The organism is Alkalicella caledoniensis (assembly GCF_014467015.1).
Taxonomy (GTDB): Bacteria; Bacillota; Proteinivoracia; order Proteinivoracales; family Proteinivoracaceae; genus Alkalicella; species Alkalicella caledoniensis.
Map to the genome: position 1 here is coordinate 441,266 of NZ_CP058559.1, position 16,438 is coordinate 457,703.

The 16,438-nt window shown below is 37.8% G+C and carries 16 protein-coding genes and 9 tRNA genes; all 25 read right to left on the bottom strand.

Features of this window, described 5'->3' with window-relative positions:
* Positions 1–61: 61 nt before the first annotated feature.
* The 25 genes from clpX to glmS all read right to left on the bottom strand — a co-directional run bounded on the left by clpX (position 62) and on the right by glmS (position 16,438).
* Positions 62–1,330 (bottom strand): ATP-dependent Clp protease ATP-binding subunit ClpX, encoded by a 1,269-nt coding sequence (clpX, locus tag HYG86_RS02260; RefSeq protein ID WP_213167337.1) that lies wholly within the window; start codon positions 1,328–1,330, stop codon positions 62–64.
* Positions 1,331–1,344: 14 nt separating this feature from the next.
* Positions 1,345–1,935, bottom strand: a complete 591-nt coding sequence (gene clpP / locus HYG86_RS02265; RefSeq protein WP_213167338.1) for an ATP-dependent Clp endopeptidase proteolytic subunit ClpP — start codon at positions 1,933–1,935, stop codon at positions 1,345–1,347.
* A 124-nt stretch (positions 1,936–2,059) separates the two neighbouring features.
* Entirely contained in the window at positions 2,060–3,334 is a 1,275-nt protein-coding gene (gene tig, locus HYG86_RS02270) for a trigger factor (RefSeq protein WP_213167339.1), read from the bottom strand.
* 210 nt (positions 3,335–3,544) lie between these two features.
* Positions 3,545–3,620, bottom strand: a tRNA-Lys gene (locus HYG86_RS02275).
* Positions 3,621–3,627: 7 nt separating this feature from the next.
* Positions 3,628–3,703: transfer RNA gene (locus tag HYG86_RS02280), tRNA-Arg, on the bottom strand.
* A 70-nt stretch (positions 3,704–3,773) separates the two neighbouring features.
* Positions 3,774–3,856 (bottom strand) — tRNA-Leu (locus tag HYG86_RS02285).
* An 81-nt stretch (positions 3,857–3,937) separates the two neighbouring features.
* Positions 3,938–4,012, bottom strand: a tRNA-Gly gene (locus tag HYG86_RS02290).
* A gap of 26 nt (positions 4,013–4,038) precedes the next feature.
* Positions 4,039–4,121, bottom strand: a tRNA-Leu gene (locus HYG86_RS02295).
* 3 nt (positions 4,122–4,124) lie between these two features.
* A tRNA-Lys gene (locus tag HYG86_RS02300) sits at positions 4,125–4,200 on the bottom strand.
* Positions 4,201–4,206: 6 nt separating this feature from the next.
* Positions 4,207–4,282, bottom strand: a tRNA-Gln gene (locus tag HYG86_RS02305).
* Between the two features lie 21 nt (positions 4,283–4,303).
* A tRNA-His gene (locus tag HYG86_RS02310) sits at positions 4,304–4,380 on the bottom strand.
* A 15-nt stretch (positions 4,381–4,395) separates the two neighbouring features.
* Positions 4,396–4,471 (bottom strand) — tRNA-Arg (locus tag HYG86_RS02315).
* 191 nt (positions 4,472–4,662) lie between these two features.
* Positions 4,663–5,136, bottom strand: coding sequence for a YfcE family phosphodiesterase (locus HYG86_RS02320; RefSeq protein ID WP_213167340.1), 474 nt, complete (start codon positions 5,134–5,136; stop codon positions 4,663–4,665).
* A complete protein-coding gene (gene rdgB / locus HYG86_RS02325; RefSeq protein ID WP_213167341.1) occupies positions 5,114–5,749 on the bottom strand; it encodes an RdgB/HAM1 family non-canonical purine NTP pyrophosphatase in 636 nt (211 codons plus the stop codon). Before rdgB ends, HYG86_RS02320 begins: the two co-directional genes overlap by 23 nt.
* Positions 5,715–6,479, bottom strand: coding sequence for a ribonuclease PH (gene rph / locus HYG86_RS02330; protein ID WP_213167342.1), 765 nt, complete (start codon positions 6,477–6,479; stop codon positions 5,715–5,717). The genes rdgB and rph overlap by 35 nt, the downstream gene beginning before the upstream one ends.
* Positions 6,480–6,498: 19 nt before the next feature.
* Complete coding sequence (locus tag HYG86_RS02335) at positions 6,499–7,410, bottom strand: alanine-tRNA synthetase second additional domain-containing protein (protein ID WP_213167343.1); 912 nt, start codon at positions 7,408–7,410, stop codon at positions 6,499–6,501.
* A 216-nt stretch (positions 7,411–7,626) separates the two neighbouring features.
* Positions 7,627–8,205 carry a Fe-S-containing hydro-lyase gene (locus HYG86_RS02340; protein WP_213167344.1) on the bottom strand — a complete coding sequence of 193 codons (579 nt, stop codon included), beginning with the start codon at positions 8,203–8,205 and terminating at the stop codon, positions 7,627–7,629.
* Between the two features lie 12 nt (positions 8,206–8,217).
* Positions 8,218–9,066: a fumarate hydratase gene (locus tag HYG86_RS02345; protein WP_213167345.1), complete on the bottom strand. Its 849-nt coding sequence runs from the start codon at positions 9,064–9,066 to the stop codon at positions 8,218–8,220.
* Entirely contained in the window at positions 9,067–9,399 is a 333-nt protein-coding gene (locus HYG86_RS02350; protein WP_213167346.1) for a DUF4387 domain-containing protein, read from the bottom strand. It abuts the gene before it with no gap.
* Positions 9,399–10,769, bottom strand: coding sequence for an acyclic terpene utilization AtuA family protein (locus HYG86_RS02355; protein WP_213167347.1), 1,371 nt, complete (start codon positions 10,767–10,769; stop codon positions 9,399–9,401). The genes HYG86_RS02350 and HYG86_RS02355 overlap by 1 nt, the downstream gene beginning before the upstream one ends.
* A gap of 63 nt (positions 10,770–10,832) precedes the next feature.
* Positions 10,833–11,846, bottom strand: coding sequence for a GerMN domain-containing protein (locus tag HYG86_RS02360; protein WP_213167348.1), 1,014 nt, complete (start codon positions 11,844–11,846; stop codon positions 10,833–10,835).
* Between the two features lie 62 nt (positions 11,847–11,908).
* Positions 11,909–13,144 carry a methylaspartate ammonia-lyase gene (locus tag HYG86_RS02365; RefSeq protein WP_213167349.1) on the bottom strand — a complete coding sequence of 412 codons (1,236 nt, stop codon included), beginning with the start codon at positions 13,142–13,144 and terminating at the stop codon, positions 11,909–11,911.
* 21 nt (positions 13,145–13,165) lie between these two features.
* Positions 13,166–14,620 carry a methylaspartate mutase subunit E gene (locus HYG86_RS02370; RefSeq protein WP_281391304.1) on the bottom strand — a complete coding sequence of 485 codons (1,455 nt, stop codon included), beginning with the start codon at positions 14,618–14,620 and terminating at the stop codon, positions 13,166–13,168.
* A 1-nt stretch (position 14,621) separates the two neighbouring features.
* Positions 14,622–16,004 (bottom strand): methylaspartate mutase accessory protein GlmL, encoded by a 1,383-nt coding sequence (gene glmL / locus HYG86_RS02375; RefSeq protein WP_213167350.1) that lies wholly within the window; start codon positions 16,002–16,004, stop codon positions 14,622–14,624.
* Positions 16,005–16,024: 20 nt separating this feature from the next.
* Positions 16,025–16,438 (bottom strand): methylaspartate mutase subunit S, encoded by a 414-nt coding sequence (glmS, locus tag HYG86_RS02380; RefSeq protein ID WP_213167351.1) that lies wholly within the window; start codon positions 16,436–16,438, stop codon positions 16,025–16,027.

The window sequence follows — 16,438 nt, forward strand, 5'->3', positions numbered from 1 at the left end:
AGAGTGAGATTCGTCTAGAAAAGCCCACTCAAAAAAAAAGAAGCCTGATGGCTTCCTTTTTTTATGCTGTGTCGCTTTTTTTGCGTTTTTTCTTTGCTGTTTTTTCACCAGTTACTATTATTGGGTCTGCACCCTCAGTAATGGTTTCTTTTGTCATTATGCATTTACTAATATCAGTTCTTGATGGAATGTCAAACATGATATCTTGCATAAGCTTTTCCATGATAGCCCTTAATCCACGAGCACCAGTTTTTCTTTTGATAGCTTCAGCTGCAATTTGGTTTAAGCATTCATCATGGAACTCTAGGTTAACGTTATCAATACTGAATAGTTTTTGATATTGCTTCACTAGAGAATTTTTAGGCTCTTGTAGTATCCTAATTAAAGCATCTGTATCTAATGCATCTAATGTAGCTACTACTGGTACCCTTCCTACAAACTCAGGTATTAGTCCAAACTTGAGTAAGTCTTCAGGTAAAATATTTGTTAATACATCACCAATGTTTATTTCATCCTTACTCTTTACTTCAGCCCCAAAACCTAATACTTTTTTACCTGTACGATTTTGGATAATTTTCTCTACGCCATCAAATGCTCCACCACAGATAAATAGTACATTTGTAGTATCAATCTGAATGAACTCTTGATGAGGGTGTTTTCTTCCTCCTTGGGGAGGAACAGATGCAACAGTTCCTTCTAAAATCTTTAAAAGTGCTTGTTGAACACCTTCACCAGAAACATCCCTTGTAATAGAAGGATTGTCAGATTTTCTAGCAATCTTATCAATCTCATCTATATAAATAATACCCTTTTCTGCTTTTTCCACATCATAATCAGCTGCTTGAATTAGCTTCAATAAGATGTTTTCAACATCTTCGCCTACATAACCGGCTTCAGTTAGTGAAGTAGCATCCGCGATGGCAAAGGGTACGTTTAGTATCTTAGCTAAGGTCTGAGCTAGAAGGGTTTTACCAACACCAGTTGGCCCTATTAAAAGAATGTTACTTTTTTGCAGGTCAACTTCATCACTATCAACCTCGGCTTTAATACGCTTGTAATGATTGTAAACTGCAACAGATAGTCCTCTTTTAGCATTATCTTGACCAATTACATATTGATCTAAGATATCTTTAATTTCCTTTGGCTTCGGTATATCTGTAATATCAAGCTCTACTTCCTCTGCAAATTCTTCTTCAATGATTTCATTGCAAAGTTCAATACACTCATCACAAATATAAACGCCTGGGCCAGCAACTAATTTTCTTACTTGTTCTTGCGGCTTACCACAAAAGGAGCATTTCAGATTACCTTTGTCCTCGTTAAATTTCATTTAATCACCTCTTTTTACTTACGGGTGTTGCGCTCCATTACTTTATCTATTATACCATAATCAAGAGCTTCTTGTGCAGACATGAATCTATCTCTATCAGAATCTTTTTCTAATGTTTCAATAGACTGTCCTGTTCTTTCGGCTAATATCTCATTGATTTTTTTCTTTGTCCTTAATATATGTTCCGCATGTATTTGGATATCGCTGGCTTGACCTTGGAAACCACCTGATGGTTGATGTATCATTACCTCACTGTTCGGCAAAGCAAATCTTTTGCCTTTCGCACCAGCCGCTAGCAAAAACGCTCCCATACTAGCTGCCATGCCCACACAGATTGTAGAAACATCTGGCTTTATGTACTGCATAGTATCAAACATAGCCAAACCTGCAGTAACTGAACCACCCGGACTATTAATGTATAGATATATATCTTTATCTGGATCTTCAGCCTCTAAGAATAATAATTGAGCAATAACTAAGTTTGCTACATTATCATCAATAGCACTACCGATAAAAATGATTCTGTCTTTTAATAGACGGGAAAAAATATCATATGATCTTTCTCCTCTATTGGTTTGCTCTACTACCATAGGTACCAAATTCATCTTAAACCATCCTCTCTGTTTAGCTTTTAAATTTTTATGTTAATCAAAGGTTTTATATTACTATCCTTAGCTATTTTCCCTTAAAAATTCAAAAACCACCTATCCTTTTTATAGCAAATTGTATTTACTTGTTTGCCATAACTAAATCAAAGGCTTTTCTTCTCTTAATCCCATCTTCAATAGCTGGTCTTTGAGCTTCCATGATTGGTTTAATTTTTTCAACTTCTGAATTGTACATTTGAGCGATTTTATTTAATTCAGCTTCGAAATCTTCTTCTGTAGATTGTATTTCTTCTTTGTTAGCAACAGCTTCTACTATTAAGCTAAACTTAACGTCATTTTCTGCTTGAGGTCTAATTTGCTCTTTAGCTTGTTCCAAAGATGATCCAGTAAATTTGAAGTATGTTTCAAGATCAAGGCCTTGTTGTGAAAGAGATTGCTCCATCTCTTTTAACATATCTTCTACTTTATCATCTACCATTACAGCTGGTATTTCTACTTTATTGTTTTCTAATAGTTGCTCAACCACTTTGTTTTCATGCTCTCTAGTTGTTTCGGACTCATATTTGTCAGCAAGTTTTTTACTTACATCTGCTTTTAAGTCTTCTAGGGAGTCAAAGTTATTGTCTTTAGCAAACTCATCATCTAAAGCAGGAAGCTGCTTCTTTTTTATCTCATTGATTTTAACTTTAAAAAGGGCTTCTTTGCCAGCTAAGTGCTCTGCATGATACTCAGTGGGGAAAGTAACGTTAACATCTACTTCCTCCCCAAGGTTTTTGCCAACTAACTGCTCTTCAAAACCTGGAATGAAAGAGCCTGAACCTATAACTAGTGGGTGGTTTTCACCAGCTCCACCTGGGAATTCTTCACCATCAACAGAACCTACAAAATCGATAACAGCAGTGTCGCCATTTTCTACTGAACTACCTTCTCCTTGAGCTTCTAGTACAGCATGTTGTTCTTGTAGTCTTTTCAGTTCGTTATTTATATCTTCATCTGTAACTACTTTAGCTTCTTTCTCAATTCCGAAGTTAGTGTATTGTCCTAGCTCTACTTCAGGCTTAACTGTAATAGTTGCTTTAAAAATAAATGGTTTTTCCACTTCCATTTGCTCAACATCAATTTCTGGTTTATCCACAGGATCAATCCCTGCTTGATCTATAGCTTTGGGATAGTTATCTTGTAATAAGAAATTAGCTGCATCTTCATAGAAAATTTCTATGCCAAATCTTTTTTCTATCATGTTACGTGGAATTTTCCCTTTACGGAAACCTGGCAAGTTAATTTCCTTTCTAACTTTTATGTATGCTTTCTCGATAGCCTCTGCTACTTCAGTCTCAGGGACTTCAACTGTTAGAACCCCTGTATTTTTCTCGTTTTTTTCCCAGTTTACTTTCACTTTTAAATACCTCCTTAAAAATCTTAACTAAATTTAATTAGTTATATACTTGTAATTAACCATCTAATTATAACATAGAATTATATTTTAGCAAAACCTATATTTTATTAAATTTATGTCCTTTTCTAACTATAATATACTGACTTGGAAAGATATTTTTGTGGAATGTATAACAAAAAATACCCTATTAGGGTATTTACGTTTGTAAAGTGGTGAGCCATCCGCGACTCGAACGCGGGACACCCTGATTAAAAGTCAGGTGCTCTACCGACTGAGCTAATGGCTCTAAATAATGGCACGCCCGGGAGGATTCGAACCTCCGACACACGGATTAGAAGTCCGTTGCTCTATCCCCTGAGCTACGGGCGTATGTTAAGTTGTATTGGCTGGAGTAGTAAATAAAAAAATACCCTCCAGTTCTGGGGTACATTGATATAAGTGGTGCGGGAAGGGGGAGTCGAACCCCCACGCCGAAGCACTAGATCCTAAGTCTAGCGTGTCTGCCAGTTCCACCATCCCCGCGTCTTATTAAATTATAACTTACTCTTACATAATTATCAAGGTTCTTCCCATAAAAAAAGACCTTACTTGATAAATTAAATTTGGAGCGGAAGACGGGATTTGAACCCGCGACCCTCGCCTTGGCAAGGCGATGCTCTACCACTGAGCCACTTCCGCTCAATTTAAATCTCTTAAAATAAAAATGGTGCGGGAAGGGGGAGTCGAACCCCCACGCCGAAGCACTAGATCCTAAGTCTAGCGTGTCTGCCAGTTCCACCATCCCCGCGAATGGTGAGCCATCCGCGACTCGAACGCGGGACACCCTGATTAAAAGTCAGGTGCTCTACCGACTGAGCTAATGGCTCAAAAAATGGCTGGGGTAGCAGGACTCGAACCTACGAATGCGGGAGTCAAAGTCCCGTGCCTTACCGACTTGGCTATACCCCAACGTTAGTTGGAAAAATAATATGGGGTGAATGAAGGGGATCGAACCCTCGGCCTCCAGAGCCACAATCTGGCGCTCTAACCAACTGAGCTACACCCACCATGTTATTTTTAAATGGCACGCCCGGGAGGATTCGAACCTCCGACACACGGATTAGAAGTCCGTTGCTCTATCCCCTGAGCTACGAGCGTGCAGTTTGTCTGTCGTTTACCGACAAGAATTAGTTTATCATCTCTCAAGAAGTTTGTCAATACTTTTTTAAATTATTTTTTTCATTTCTTAAATTAAAGGTATTTGACGTTGATATTTTTATTATACCTCTTAGGGACAAAAATTATTATACACCAGACTCACGTCATTTGTAAAGAGGTTTTTCTGCTTTTTATAAATTTATTATTTCCACATATATTTTATTATCTTTTATCTCAACTGAAGCATAGCTTGGCTTACTCCCGCCCCTAGGAAGTACAGGACTGCCAGGATTAACGTAAAGAGTTCTATTAACTTCATTTATGGAATTAACATGGGAATGGCCAAATAAAGCAAGGTCTATGCCATGTTCTTCACAGTAGTAAGATAGATTATCGACATTCCACTTGACATCAAATTTATGTCCATGGGTAAGCATGATTTTTTTTCCTTCTATTTCAACATGTAGTGTTTCCTCACCTTTACTCCCTATATCAGTATTTCCTACAACAGCGTATCCATCAACTCCGCTAAGCTTTTTGATATCATAAAAGTCCCTTATGTTGTCTCCTAAATGTAGAAGCAAATCGTACTTTTTCACTATTTCCACAAGTTTATTAATTGTCGAACGATACCCATGGGTATCACTTATTACAGCTATCCTCACTTATTACGCCCCCCAATTTCTCACGCATTTTCTTAAGGGCTATGGCCCTATGACTTATGTTATTTTTATCATTTGAGCTTAATTCTGCCATGGTTGCTTTAAATTCATCAAGGAAAAAAATAGGATCATATCCAAAGCCATTTTCTCCCCTTGGCTCTTTTGTAATGTTTCCGTAAACCCTACCTTCTGAGGTTAACGTCTTGCCGTTAGGAAAAACCATTACAATAACTGATATAAAATATGCTTCTCTTTTATTGTCTGGAACATCTTTAAGTTTATCAAGGAGTTTAACATAGTTTTTTAAATCATCCCCTTCACAGGCATACCGGGAAGAGTATATTCCCGGTTCACCGTTTAAAAAAGGTACACAAAGACCTGAGTCATCAGCTAATGTCACCAAATTTGTATTATCACACCCGAATTTTGCTTTTATTAGACTATTTTGTGAAAATGTATCTCCATTTTCTTCAGGGGAATCAAGGTTATAGTCACTAAAAGTCACAAACTCATCAAAAAAATCACCTAAGATTTCTTTGATTTCTTTAATTTTTTTTTGATTATTGCTTGCGATTAGTAGTTTACTTCCCATTTTTTCCACCATTTGATTTATCATTTGAGTAAAGTTCTAGCTCCCCTAAGGTTTCCATTTGCGCCTCAATGAGTTTCTTTACACCCTGCTCTGCAAGTTCAAGTAATTTAAATAGTTCATCCTTTGAATAAGGCGCTTCCTCGCCTGTGCCTTGTACTTCAACGAAATTCCCTGTTCCTGTCATAACAACATTCATATCCACATTAGCGCTGCTGTCTTCCACGAAAGCTAAATCAAGCATCGCTTCTCCTCCTACAATACCAACACTTGTTGCTGCTAAGTAGTCAGTTATGGGTAATCTATCTAGTTTACCTTCATTTATAAGCAAGTTGCAAGCTTCAACAAGTGCTACAAAGGACCCAGTAATGGCCGCTGTCCTTGTACCTCCGTCTGCTTGAATTACATCACAGTCTATCCAGATTGTTCTTTCACCAAGAGCCCTCAAGTCCACAACAGAGCGTAGAGCTCTACCTATTAATCTTTGTATCTCGAGGGTTCTTCCACCTTGCTTACCACGGGCAGATTCTCTTACATTTCTAACATTTGTTGATCTTGGCAACATAGAGTACTCGGCTGTTACCCAACCCTTTCCTTCACCTTTTAAAAAAGGCGGAACTTTTTCATCTATTGTGGCTGTGCAGATAACCTTGGTATCCCCTGTTTCTATAAGAACAGAACCTTCGGCGTGCTTTATATAGTTAGTAGTAATAGATATAGGTCTTATGTCATTATTTTTGCGTTGATCATTTCTCATGCTCATTACCTCCGATGTTTTATTTTAAAAATGTTAATGTTTGTGTATCAGTAGTACCCACAAGCCCTGCTAATAAATAAAGTTGCTGCAATGGATCCCATTTAAAATCTTTTAATAGATAAAAACCGCTTATATCCCCTGTTTTCTTAACATGTATTCTAGGTCCAGTACAAGGGAAAACAATTTCCTTGCCAATATTAATATGCTCATCATCATGATAAGATATGGTTATATTCTCATTAATTATTTCTTTTACATTATTTTCTACTTCCATTAAGTCAATATTAGGCTTTTGAGGAAATTCCATTACAAAGCCATGTTTTATATCACTATGAAGTTGAGGTCTGTCTAAGCCCATGTCCATAAGTACCTTTGCTGTTAAATCCTCAGCAGTGTGTGCCATTTTTCTATATTTTATGGAGTTGAAAACTATATCTGCTATTTCCTTACTTTCAGGTCCAAATACACCTGGTCTTGTTATAATTACCTCTTCCCCAACACCTATTAAAACCTCTGCGTTAAAACCAAGGTATGGATATAGTAAATCGAAGTGTTCTACTATAACTCTCTTTTGTTGGATAATGGCTTCTTTAACAGCTTCTGCAATTTCCCATAATTGAGTAAATGCCATTTCAAACCTTACATCTAAGTGATAGGTGTGTGCTTTGAAATGTCCTTTATCAAATTGATTTAGTAGTGGAAGTGGCCTTAGATTTATTCCCTCATCATCATTGGTTAGTTCCATGCCTGGGAACATACCCCTAATCAGAAGTGATTTACCCGCCCCTGCATCACCTATAAAACCAACTAAATTATCTGTTGGGCTAAGATACCTTTGTGCTAAGTGCATCCCTAATAGCTGTAGCCTTTTTTTCCCCCTTGGGGCAAAATATGTAGCATGCATCAAACTTTCATGGCTTACAGAAATCATATTACGCACCTCCTTCTAAAGTATTATAACATATATATATGTAAAAATTAACAATTTGTTCGACCAATAGTTGGTTGGATAGTTGGTTAGGGTTGGTTAAACTTTTATTATTATTCTTAAATGTCTTGATTCGAGATAAGCGTAGAGAAAACTGCGATAACCAACATCTAACATCCCATCTCCACACATATATAGTATCAAAAAACCTCGTCAAATTTAAACGAGGTTTTTTAAACTATTGTTTTTATTTTCAAGGTACTTTTGTTTACCTATTTCATAGTAGTCATTTCCTTTGGAATCTATTGCTACTATAACTGGAAAATTCTCAACGTCCAGTTTTCTGATACCCTCTGTTCCTAAATCCTCATAGGCTATTACTTCGCTTTTCACTATTCTTTGCGATATCAAGGCAGCTGCCCCACCAACTGCGCTAAAATAAACAGCGTTATTTTTAACTATACTTTCTTTAACTTCTTGGCTCCTTAATCCTTTTCCGATCATTCCCTTTAAGCCTTTTTCTAAGAGGGCCGGAGTATATTTATCCATTCTACCACTGGTTGTTGGTCCTGCAGACCCGATAACCTGCTCTCCTTTAGCAGGTGTAGGTCCGACGTAATAGATAATATTTCCGTCAAGTTCAAAGGGTAAAGCATCCCCTTTTTCCATTGTTTCAATAAGCCTTTTGTGAGCTGCATCCCTTGCTGTGTATATAGTACCTGTGATTTCTACCAATTCACCGGCTTTTAATTTGTCGGTATCTTGTTCAGTAAGTGGAGTCCTAAGCTTTATACTCACATCCGATACCCCCTAATCTATTATTTTTGATAAGTGCCTTGTAACATGGCAGTTAATATTTACAGCCACCGGTAACCCAGCTATATGTGTAGGGTAGTACTCTACATTTACAGCCAAAGCAGTTGTTCCCCCGCCAAATCCTTGGGGCCCGATTCCAAGATTGTTTATTTTGGTTAGCAATTCTTCTTCTAACTCTTTGTAATATTTATTGTCATTTCTTTTATCTAAGGATCTTACGGCAGCTTTTTTTGATAAAATAGCTGCTTTTTCCATTGTCCCTCCAATACCCACACCTACCACAATAGGTGGACAAGGATTACCACCAGCTGTAGTTATAGTCTCTAGTATAAAGTCTACAACACCTTCTTTTCCATCAGCTGGTTTAAGCATTTTTACTTTACTCATATTCTCACTGCCAAAACCCTTTGGAGCAACTGTTACCTTAACCTTATCACCTTCCACTATTTCAGTGTGTATTACTGCGGGAGTATTATCTCCTGTATTAATCCTATTTATGGGATCTTCAACAACGGATTTTCTCAAAAAACCTTGGGCATAACCTTGTCTTACACCTTCGTTTATGGCATCAGTAAGATTACCTCCAACTAGTTGAACCTCTTGACCAACTTCTAAAAACACTACAACCAGACCGGTATCTTGACATATAGGAACTTGGTCGCGATGTGCAATATCACTATTTTCTATGATTTGAGCTAGGAGTTCTTTCGCCAAAGGCCAATCTTCTCTTTTATAAAAGTCATTAAGCTTTTCCTTCACGTCCGGTGAAAGAGTGTAATTACACTCCATAACCATATGGCGCACTGATTCTGTTAGTTTATTTACATGAATCTTATTTGGCATTTAGACACTTCCTTCCCAAGGAATTTCTATGGCTAGTAAAGGTCCATGCTGTTGTGCACCATACACATCTGTCTCTCCTAAATCCCCTGCTGCTATAGGTCGTATTATAGTAGCTTTTATAGCTTTAGCTGGTTTATATGCTACTACTGAAATCACTTTCTCAACAGGTATTTTATAAAGCTTAGCAATAAGCTCTTCATTAATAACATCCATTTGGACTATCTTATTAAAAATATCTTCATTTTTAAAGATAAAATCAAAGGTTAGCTCATAGGGTCCAGCATTTTTGCTTCGAATAACATTAGTTAATTCAGTTATGCTTATATTCTTCATTATAATGCCCCCTTTTGGTATTCATTTAGCCACTTTATGGTGAATATTTCAACGGGGTCAATGTTCTCTAACAAGTGATGAACACTAAACTGGTATACGTCACCTACTGATATGTCTGAAGGAGAGTAAGGAAATGCAAGGTTGCCTGCAGTTGCCTTTCTGTTTGGGTATCCAAAATGCAATAGTGTGGATCTTACAAAGCTACATATTGTATCAGCAATAACCTTTTCTTGGGCTACAACATCTATTACTATACCAAGTTCATGGACAGGGTTTTTAACAGGTTCTAAACTCCCCATAACTCCATTTTTTCCATAGATATGAAAAGTGAGATGATACTCATAGTTCTTTCCAGAAAAGTTGTCTTGCACCTGTTCTTTAACTTCTTCTAGTATATGGCTAATTTGCTCTATCATTATAGGGTCACGTACCCCAGCTATGGAAATGGTCCTTTTCCCCACAAGCTTCGCACCCTCTAGTTTAATGGTATACTTTTCTGATGGTACAAATTTGCTACCTTTAACTTTAACCCTGGTTTCATCTAATTGTTCGTATACTGTGTCAGTTAAATCCAGTAATCCACCTGGTCCTGGTAGTTTATATGGATTTGTCTTCTCATACAAGCTGTGTGCAGCAACAGAGTCTGTTGTACATTTCCTTGTATCACCCATGGGCTCTAAAATAAAGTAATCTTCACCTAGTGTACCTAACATACAGTCCCTACCACTACCTGGAGATGCTGCAATGGAAGCACACTCTAGTATTTTACCTAAGTGTAGAGATATCCCTGGATCATACCCCTTCATAATGGGTAGTGCTGCAAAAACTGCTGGGTCATAGGCCCTGCCAGCTAAAACTACGTCAGCTCCCATTTTAAATGCTTCTATAAATGGTTCTACACCAATTTGCCCTACTATATTAGTACTTTGTGATAAATCCTCTTCGGTAAGTGGTGGTGTTGGGAAAAGAGGTGTTATATCACCTTCTTTGTATTTGTCCATTAAATAGCTTTTGGATAGTTGTGAGTCTATTACCACTACTTTAAGGTCTAGGTTGTTCTCTTCCATAATTTCTTCTATTATCTCAATGTTCCAATCTAGGTGTGTCTTTGCACCTGATCCACCAGCAGATCCAATGGCCACTGGTATATTGTGTTCTTTAGCGGCAACAAGCATATACTCTAAGTCTCTTTTTACTGAATTCCTATCTGTAAATGATTTGCCAGATCCTAAGTAATATGGACCTGGGTCTACGGAGCCAGCATCAACAGCGATGAGATCAGGATTCTTTTCAATACCTTTCACAAAAGATTTTTCGGGAAATCCGTAACCCAAAATTGCCGTTGGAGCCAATATTTTGTATTCACGCATCTTCTTCGCCTCCTAAGCTTTCCTTTTAAAATGGAGGAAAGCCCTAAGGCCAGGCTTTCCTCACTATTTAAACTTAACAAACACTGGTCTAGTAAATAAGTTACCTAAATCAGTTCCTTCTGGTAAAACCACTGGACTACTGTCAACTAGGAGTTGAACTTGATCAACTCCTTCAATTTCTGTGACAGTCAATACTAAAGAATTTATTATCCCTTTTTCATTGTTACTGCTGTACTCAATAAAGTTCTCAGTGAGATTTATTATGGCAACATTATTTTCTACAGTTGCTTGGATAACATCCACATTGGAAGGAACTAGGCTTGATATCGTTGATTTGTTAGGCCCTTTTAAAAATTCCGTAACTGCTACCTTTAAAAGATCCTCAGTTTTGCGTACCACTTTTGATTCCGGTATGTATATTGTTTGGGCATTACGTTTTTGAGGGTAGTACACTAAAACCTTTGATGAATCCTTCAAATCTACACCATCATTAACTGTTACGTTAAGTCCAATCTCCCTATCCATTGGTAGGTTTATGTAAGTATCATAGGTCAGTTTTTGTAATTTTTGCCCATTTATAACAATCTCAACACTATCAATTGTACTAAATTGAGTTAATGTATACACCAAAGCAGCTACACTTATATCCTCATGATTTTTATCCTTAAAGTTCATAAATTCTGGGCTTAGGTCTACCTTTGCTACTTTTTCGTTTATGCTTATTCCTAAGACTTCAGTGTATTGGGGTAAAGGCATTTCCAAACCATACCCAGCTATTTCTCTACTCAAATTACTACCTAAGACTAGTTCCTGAGCAACTGCTTTAGCTATTCCCTCTTGTTTAGGGTATGTAATTGTTACTGGGATAAGCATGTCTGTGGTCTTATCTATACAGTAAAAATCTAACTCCCATCCGTCTTGTACCTGTTCTTGATTTTCTTCATCATTATCAGGTTCTTGCTCAATTGGAGTACCCTCATCTTCAATGGGTCCAAAAATTTTATCCATGCACCCAACACTAATTGTAGTTACTAATAATAAAACTAGAAATAGAGCTAAAAACTTTAATCTTCTCATTTGATATTCCCCCTGTACTCTTTTTAACTATTATATTAGTACAGGGGGATAAACATTCAGTATTATCTATTTAATAGGGCTAAAGTTCTCATCATTTCATTTTTAACTATCATTAAGCCCTCATCTACACCCATACCAGGCTTTGCTAATATTTGTACCGGTCCAGTAGCTAACGCTACGTGTACTGCAATCTGAGAAGTGCGATCTGTTTCGTTGCAGGTACCTCCAAGGTATGCCCCTACTCCATTTTCTTTACAGTATAGAACCGCTTCAATAATATTGTTGATACCACCTAGGTCAGGTGCTTTTATTTGCACCATATCACAGCAGCCACAGTCAGCAAAATCTTTTATGTCTTCAAGGGTATTACACCACTCATCTGCAACAAGTTCAACTGTACATTTTTTTTCTTTAAGAAGTTTATTCAACTTACCTAAAGCTTCCATTTGAAGTGTTTTTTCCTCCATATCCATAGGCCCTTCAATTCTAAGGGTGTGAGGTGCTGCAGCTTCACCAAGTTCACAAAGATAATCAGCCATTTTTTCGTAGTTGTTTTCAAAGGCTAATCCTATGGTGCCATAAACGTCGATATGGAAGATTGGCAGATACCCTTTGGTACCTAACTCACTTACGCGATTTTTCATCCATAAAATATATTCTTTAAGTTTTTCACCCTTTTGCCCTAACTTGCTCTTCACGTTATTTATCAGAGCATGGGGCATCACATCTGCACCCTTAATGATCATTTTATCGACATTTAGGTATCTTTCGTCACCTGATTGAGTGAAGATAGGAATAGGTTCTTTGCATAAAGTTGTAGAATACTCCTGTGCAATAACCTCTGCCATGGTTATTTTCTTAGCTTTAGCAACAGCATCTAAAATAGATTGTGTAATTCCATATCTCAATGCCGTATGAATAAGCTTGCCATTTTTTTTCTTTAAACTATCAATCTCATGAGCTAGCTCCTTAAAACTATCTAGTTTCCTTCCTATCAGTAGTGGCTTAATAACTTCCTCTACAATAGGCTTAAAGTCTTTAGCTAGAAATAGTGGATCACGTCCTCCAGCTCCCGAGTATTGCACAGCTGCACAGTCTCCATAGGCCACTTGACCATCTTCTAAGATTAGCATCACAGACAAACTCTCACCTTGTTGTCTAACGGAAGAAAAGCCTTCAGTAACTGGTTCCCCCTTATATGTGAAGCCATCTGATTCAGCGTCTTTCTTTATTGCCCTTTGATCATCAAAGTAAAAACCTGTTAAACCCATGGAGGTAACTACGTCAACAATTTTCATTTACAGAACACTCTCCCTTAATTAGTTTGGTCTACCAACCAACATACCTTTTCCAATGGCATAAATATCATCTATAACCATCTGGAAACTTGGCTCCCTCTCTTCTGCTTCTCCACGTTCTGCAATTTTTTTCTTGTGAAAGTCAATTATCTCTTTGTCAAATGGAAGATCTCCTGTATCAAGCATTCTAATAGCCCCGTTATTATCTCTAGCTGGGAGTATACGACCTGCGTTGTATCTACTTGGTGCAAAAGGAACATCAATTATTCCAGCTTCGAATGCCCTAATTATTCCCCTAGCCCAGTCTCCATCTCCCACTTTTAGAATGGTATCTAAAATTGCCCTTGTTTCTTTCTTAATCATTTCCTTTTCTTCTGCTAGTTCGTTTGTAAGTGGTAGAGTTTGATCTTTAAGCATATTTACTAATTGTTTAGTTGTTCTTAAACCTTGAGCATTTGCCTCTTTGGTTGGGATACCCATGGCTTCATGAGGTGTTTTTACTATTACTTTAGTAGCCTTAGCTAAAGCTGCAGTAGCTGCACCCCAGCTTATAACACCAAATGCCTTAGCTTCATCTTGGGGGAAACCACCCATCCATTGATGGAATACTGTGGTCACATGTCGATTTTCGTAACCATTCTTCAGAAGGTACTCTTCACTAAGTTCCTGTAGTGTTTGGATTGCGGCAACATCTTGAACTAAATTACCACATTGTCCATACCCCAAAGTAAGGTTATGAACCCCTTGTTCAGCAGCTAAAATAGCTTCAACTATGGCAACTGTATGTGAGATACAAGGTGGCACCAAAGTACCAGTTAGTGGTCCAAAGGGTTCTCTATTTATAACCACACCATTTTCATGGTAATAGCCTATCAGACGATCTACATATTGCCAGTAATAGATGGTTTTTTCTAATGATACGTTTTTAGCATAGGGGATATTATATGAGATACCTCCCCCTTCATAGTCAGTAAAGCCCGCTGCTAAGGTTATTTCAGCAAGCAACCTTGCATCTGGTGTGCCGTGTCTTACTTGAACAGGTACATTTACACTTTCAACAACACGTCTACAGTTTTCTAACCCGTGGTTTACTGCCGGGAAACCATTAAGCAAAGATCTTCCACTGGAGATACTCTCTTGTATACCTTTTTCCGCTTCTTGATATCGATTTTGCCTAGTGTAGCTGTCGATGGTTGAAGGCAGGAGGTCCGCTTGACCCTCATTTTGTAAGAATTGTAAAAGTCCGATATGCTCATTTACCAAAGCTACTCCAGCCCTTGGTTGAACAAGGGTAATTCCGTTTTCTTTGGCATGTAAAAGCTTAGCTGCGAAATTTTTACTTTTGGGCAAACTCTTTTGATACTCAATACCTGCATCAATATCTTCGACGTCACTTCCAGTTGGCCATGTTGCCAAAATTTCTTTACGAAGGGACATCAGTTTTTCCATGGACCACTTTTTATTTAAAACTTCCACCTTAATTTCCTCCCTTAATTATGCTAAAGTTTACTTCCACTAATCTTTTTGCTAACATAGGATATTTTTCTACCATGAGACCGATTGCTGACAGTATATAACCTTTATCAACACTGAACTTAGGTATCTTAGGCCGTAAAGTTAGATTATCACTTTCTTTAAACAAGGATCCTGACAGTATACCTCCAGGGTTTTTACTGTTTACAATAGGCCCTCCAGTTCCAATTACAAGTTGAATATCTGTTAAGTCTTTTCCATACTGAAGGTAGTTGATACCGTGGGGTGTATAAGTTATTTCTAGATAACCACTATGCCTTTTAACAGCTAGATCCACGGCTCCCTTTGCTAAGTCTTCCTCAAAATCATCACGGATGGATGATGTGCTCCATATATCACTTAATATCTCTCCCACCATTTTTTCCACTTCCTGGGTTTCATGTTTTAACAGGCTCTCTGAATCTAACGCTTCAATTAGTGGATTTAAACTATATCTCATACCTAGGTCCCCTTCCACTGTCCTTTTTGCAAAAGGTTGGGGTAAACCTCTAAAAACTACTCCGTTATTTTGGGGTTCACCTTTGGAAAAAGAATGAACATCTGTAGTTGCTCCACCAATATCTACTATCAAAATTCGCTCACAGTTGTCTATAATTTTATTTTTAGCAATAAATTCTCCAGCCTTTAACACTGCCTGTGGTGTTGGCATTATGATACCATCTATGGTATCCTCAGCTTTTTTTAAACCCTTAGCTTCTATAATATTTTTTAAGAAAACGTCTCGTATTTTTTCCCTTGCAGGGTCCACATTCAATTTGTTTAAAGTGGGAAGAACATTATCTGTGACATAGTGTTCTTTATTACAATTTATAAATAGTTCCTCTAATTCGTCTTGAGTATTCTTATTTCCTGCTATGACAATGGGGCAAGTTAGCTCAGATTGAGCTAATAATTCGCCGTTGTGCAAAATCACTTCCTTATTTCCCCCATCGGTTCCACCTGCTAGTAAAACTATATCGGGTTTAAGGCTAATTAACTCTGCTATTTCTCTTTTAGTGAGGGTGTAGCTATATACCTTTTGAAGTTTTGCACCAGCCCCTAGGGCAGCCATTTTTGCTGCTTCTAAAGTTAGCTCAGGCACTAAACCAATTGCTATCATTTTCAGCCCCCCTGCAGCTGAGCTACAGGCAAGCTTCTCTTCAAAATAAGGCAAGTGTCCAATTTGTCGGGCTAAGTTTTCAAGTGCTATTTCAAGACCTATGTTTATGTCCTCGTCTACAGTGGTTGGACCCTTAGCAGTATAAAACACACCAGGGTTTTCTAAGTCAACTGCAGTCACTTTTGTAAAGGTACTGCCAAAATCTATCAATAATATTCCTTTTTCCACCGAAAACCACCTCAGCCACGTTATTCTATATTCAGATCTGCTTTCAAATGAGTAATGGCTTCTTCAGGCAATGTACCTGGAGGGTAAACACGATTAAAGCCCATCTCTAAAAATTTCTCTTTTACTGGCTCCCACTCTTGTTTACCAACAACTAAATTCCCACCTGCGTACAGAATTATCTCTCCTATACCTGATTCCTCACATTTTTCCCTCAAACCCCTACAATCCATTTCTCCATGACCATATAAGGATGATACCAAAATCGCCTTTGCTCCTGTCTCTATAGCAGCTTGAATGAACTCCTCTTGAGATGCTAACACTCCGATATTTACCACATCAAAACCTGCTTGGGAAAAAGCGTAATCTAGTATACGATTTCCAACCGCATGTACGTCTGCCCCTATAACTCCTGTTACAATGGTTTTATTGCCCAT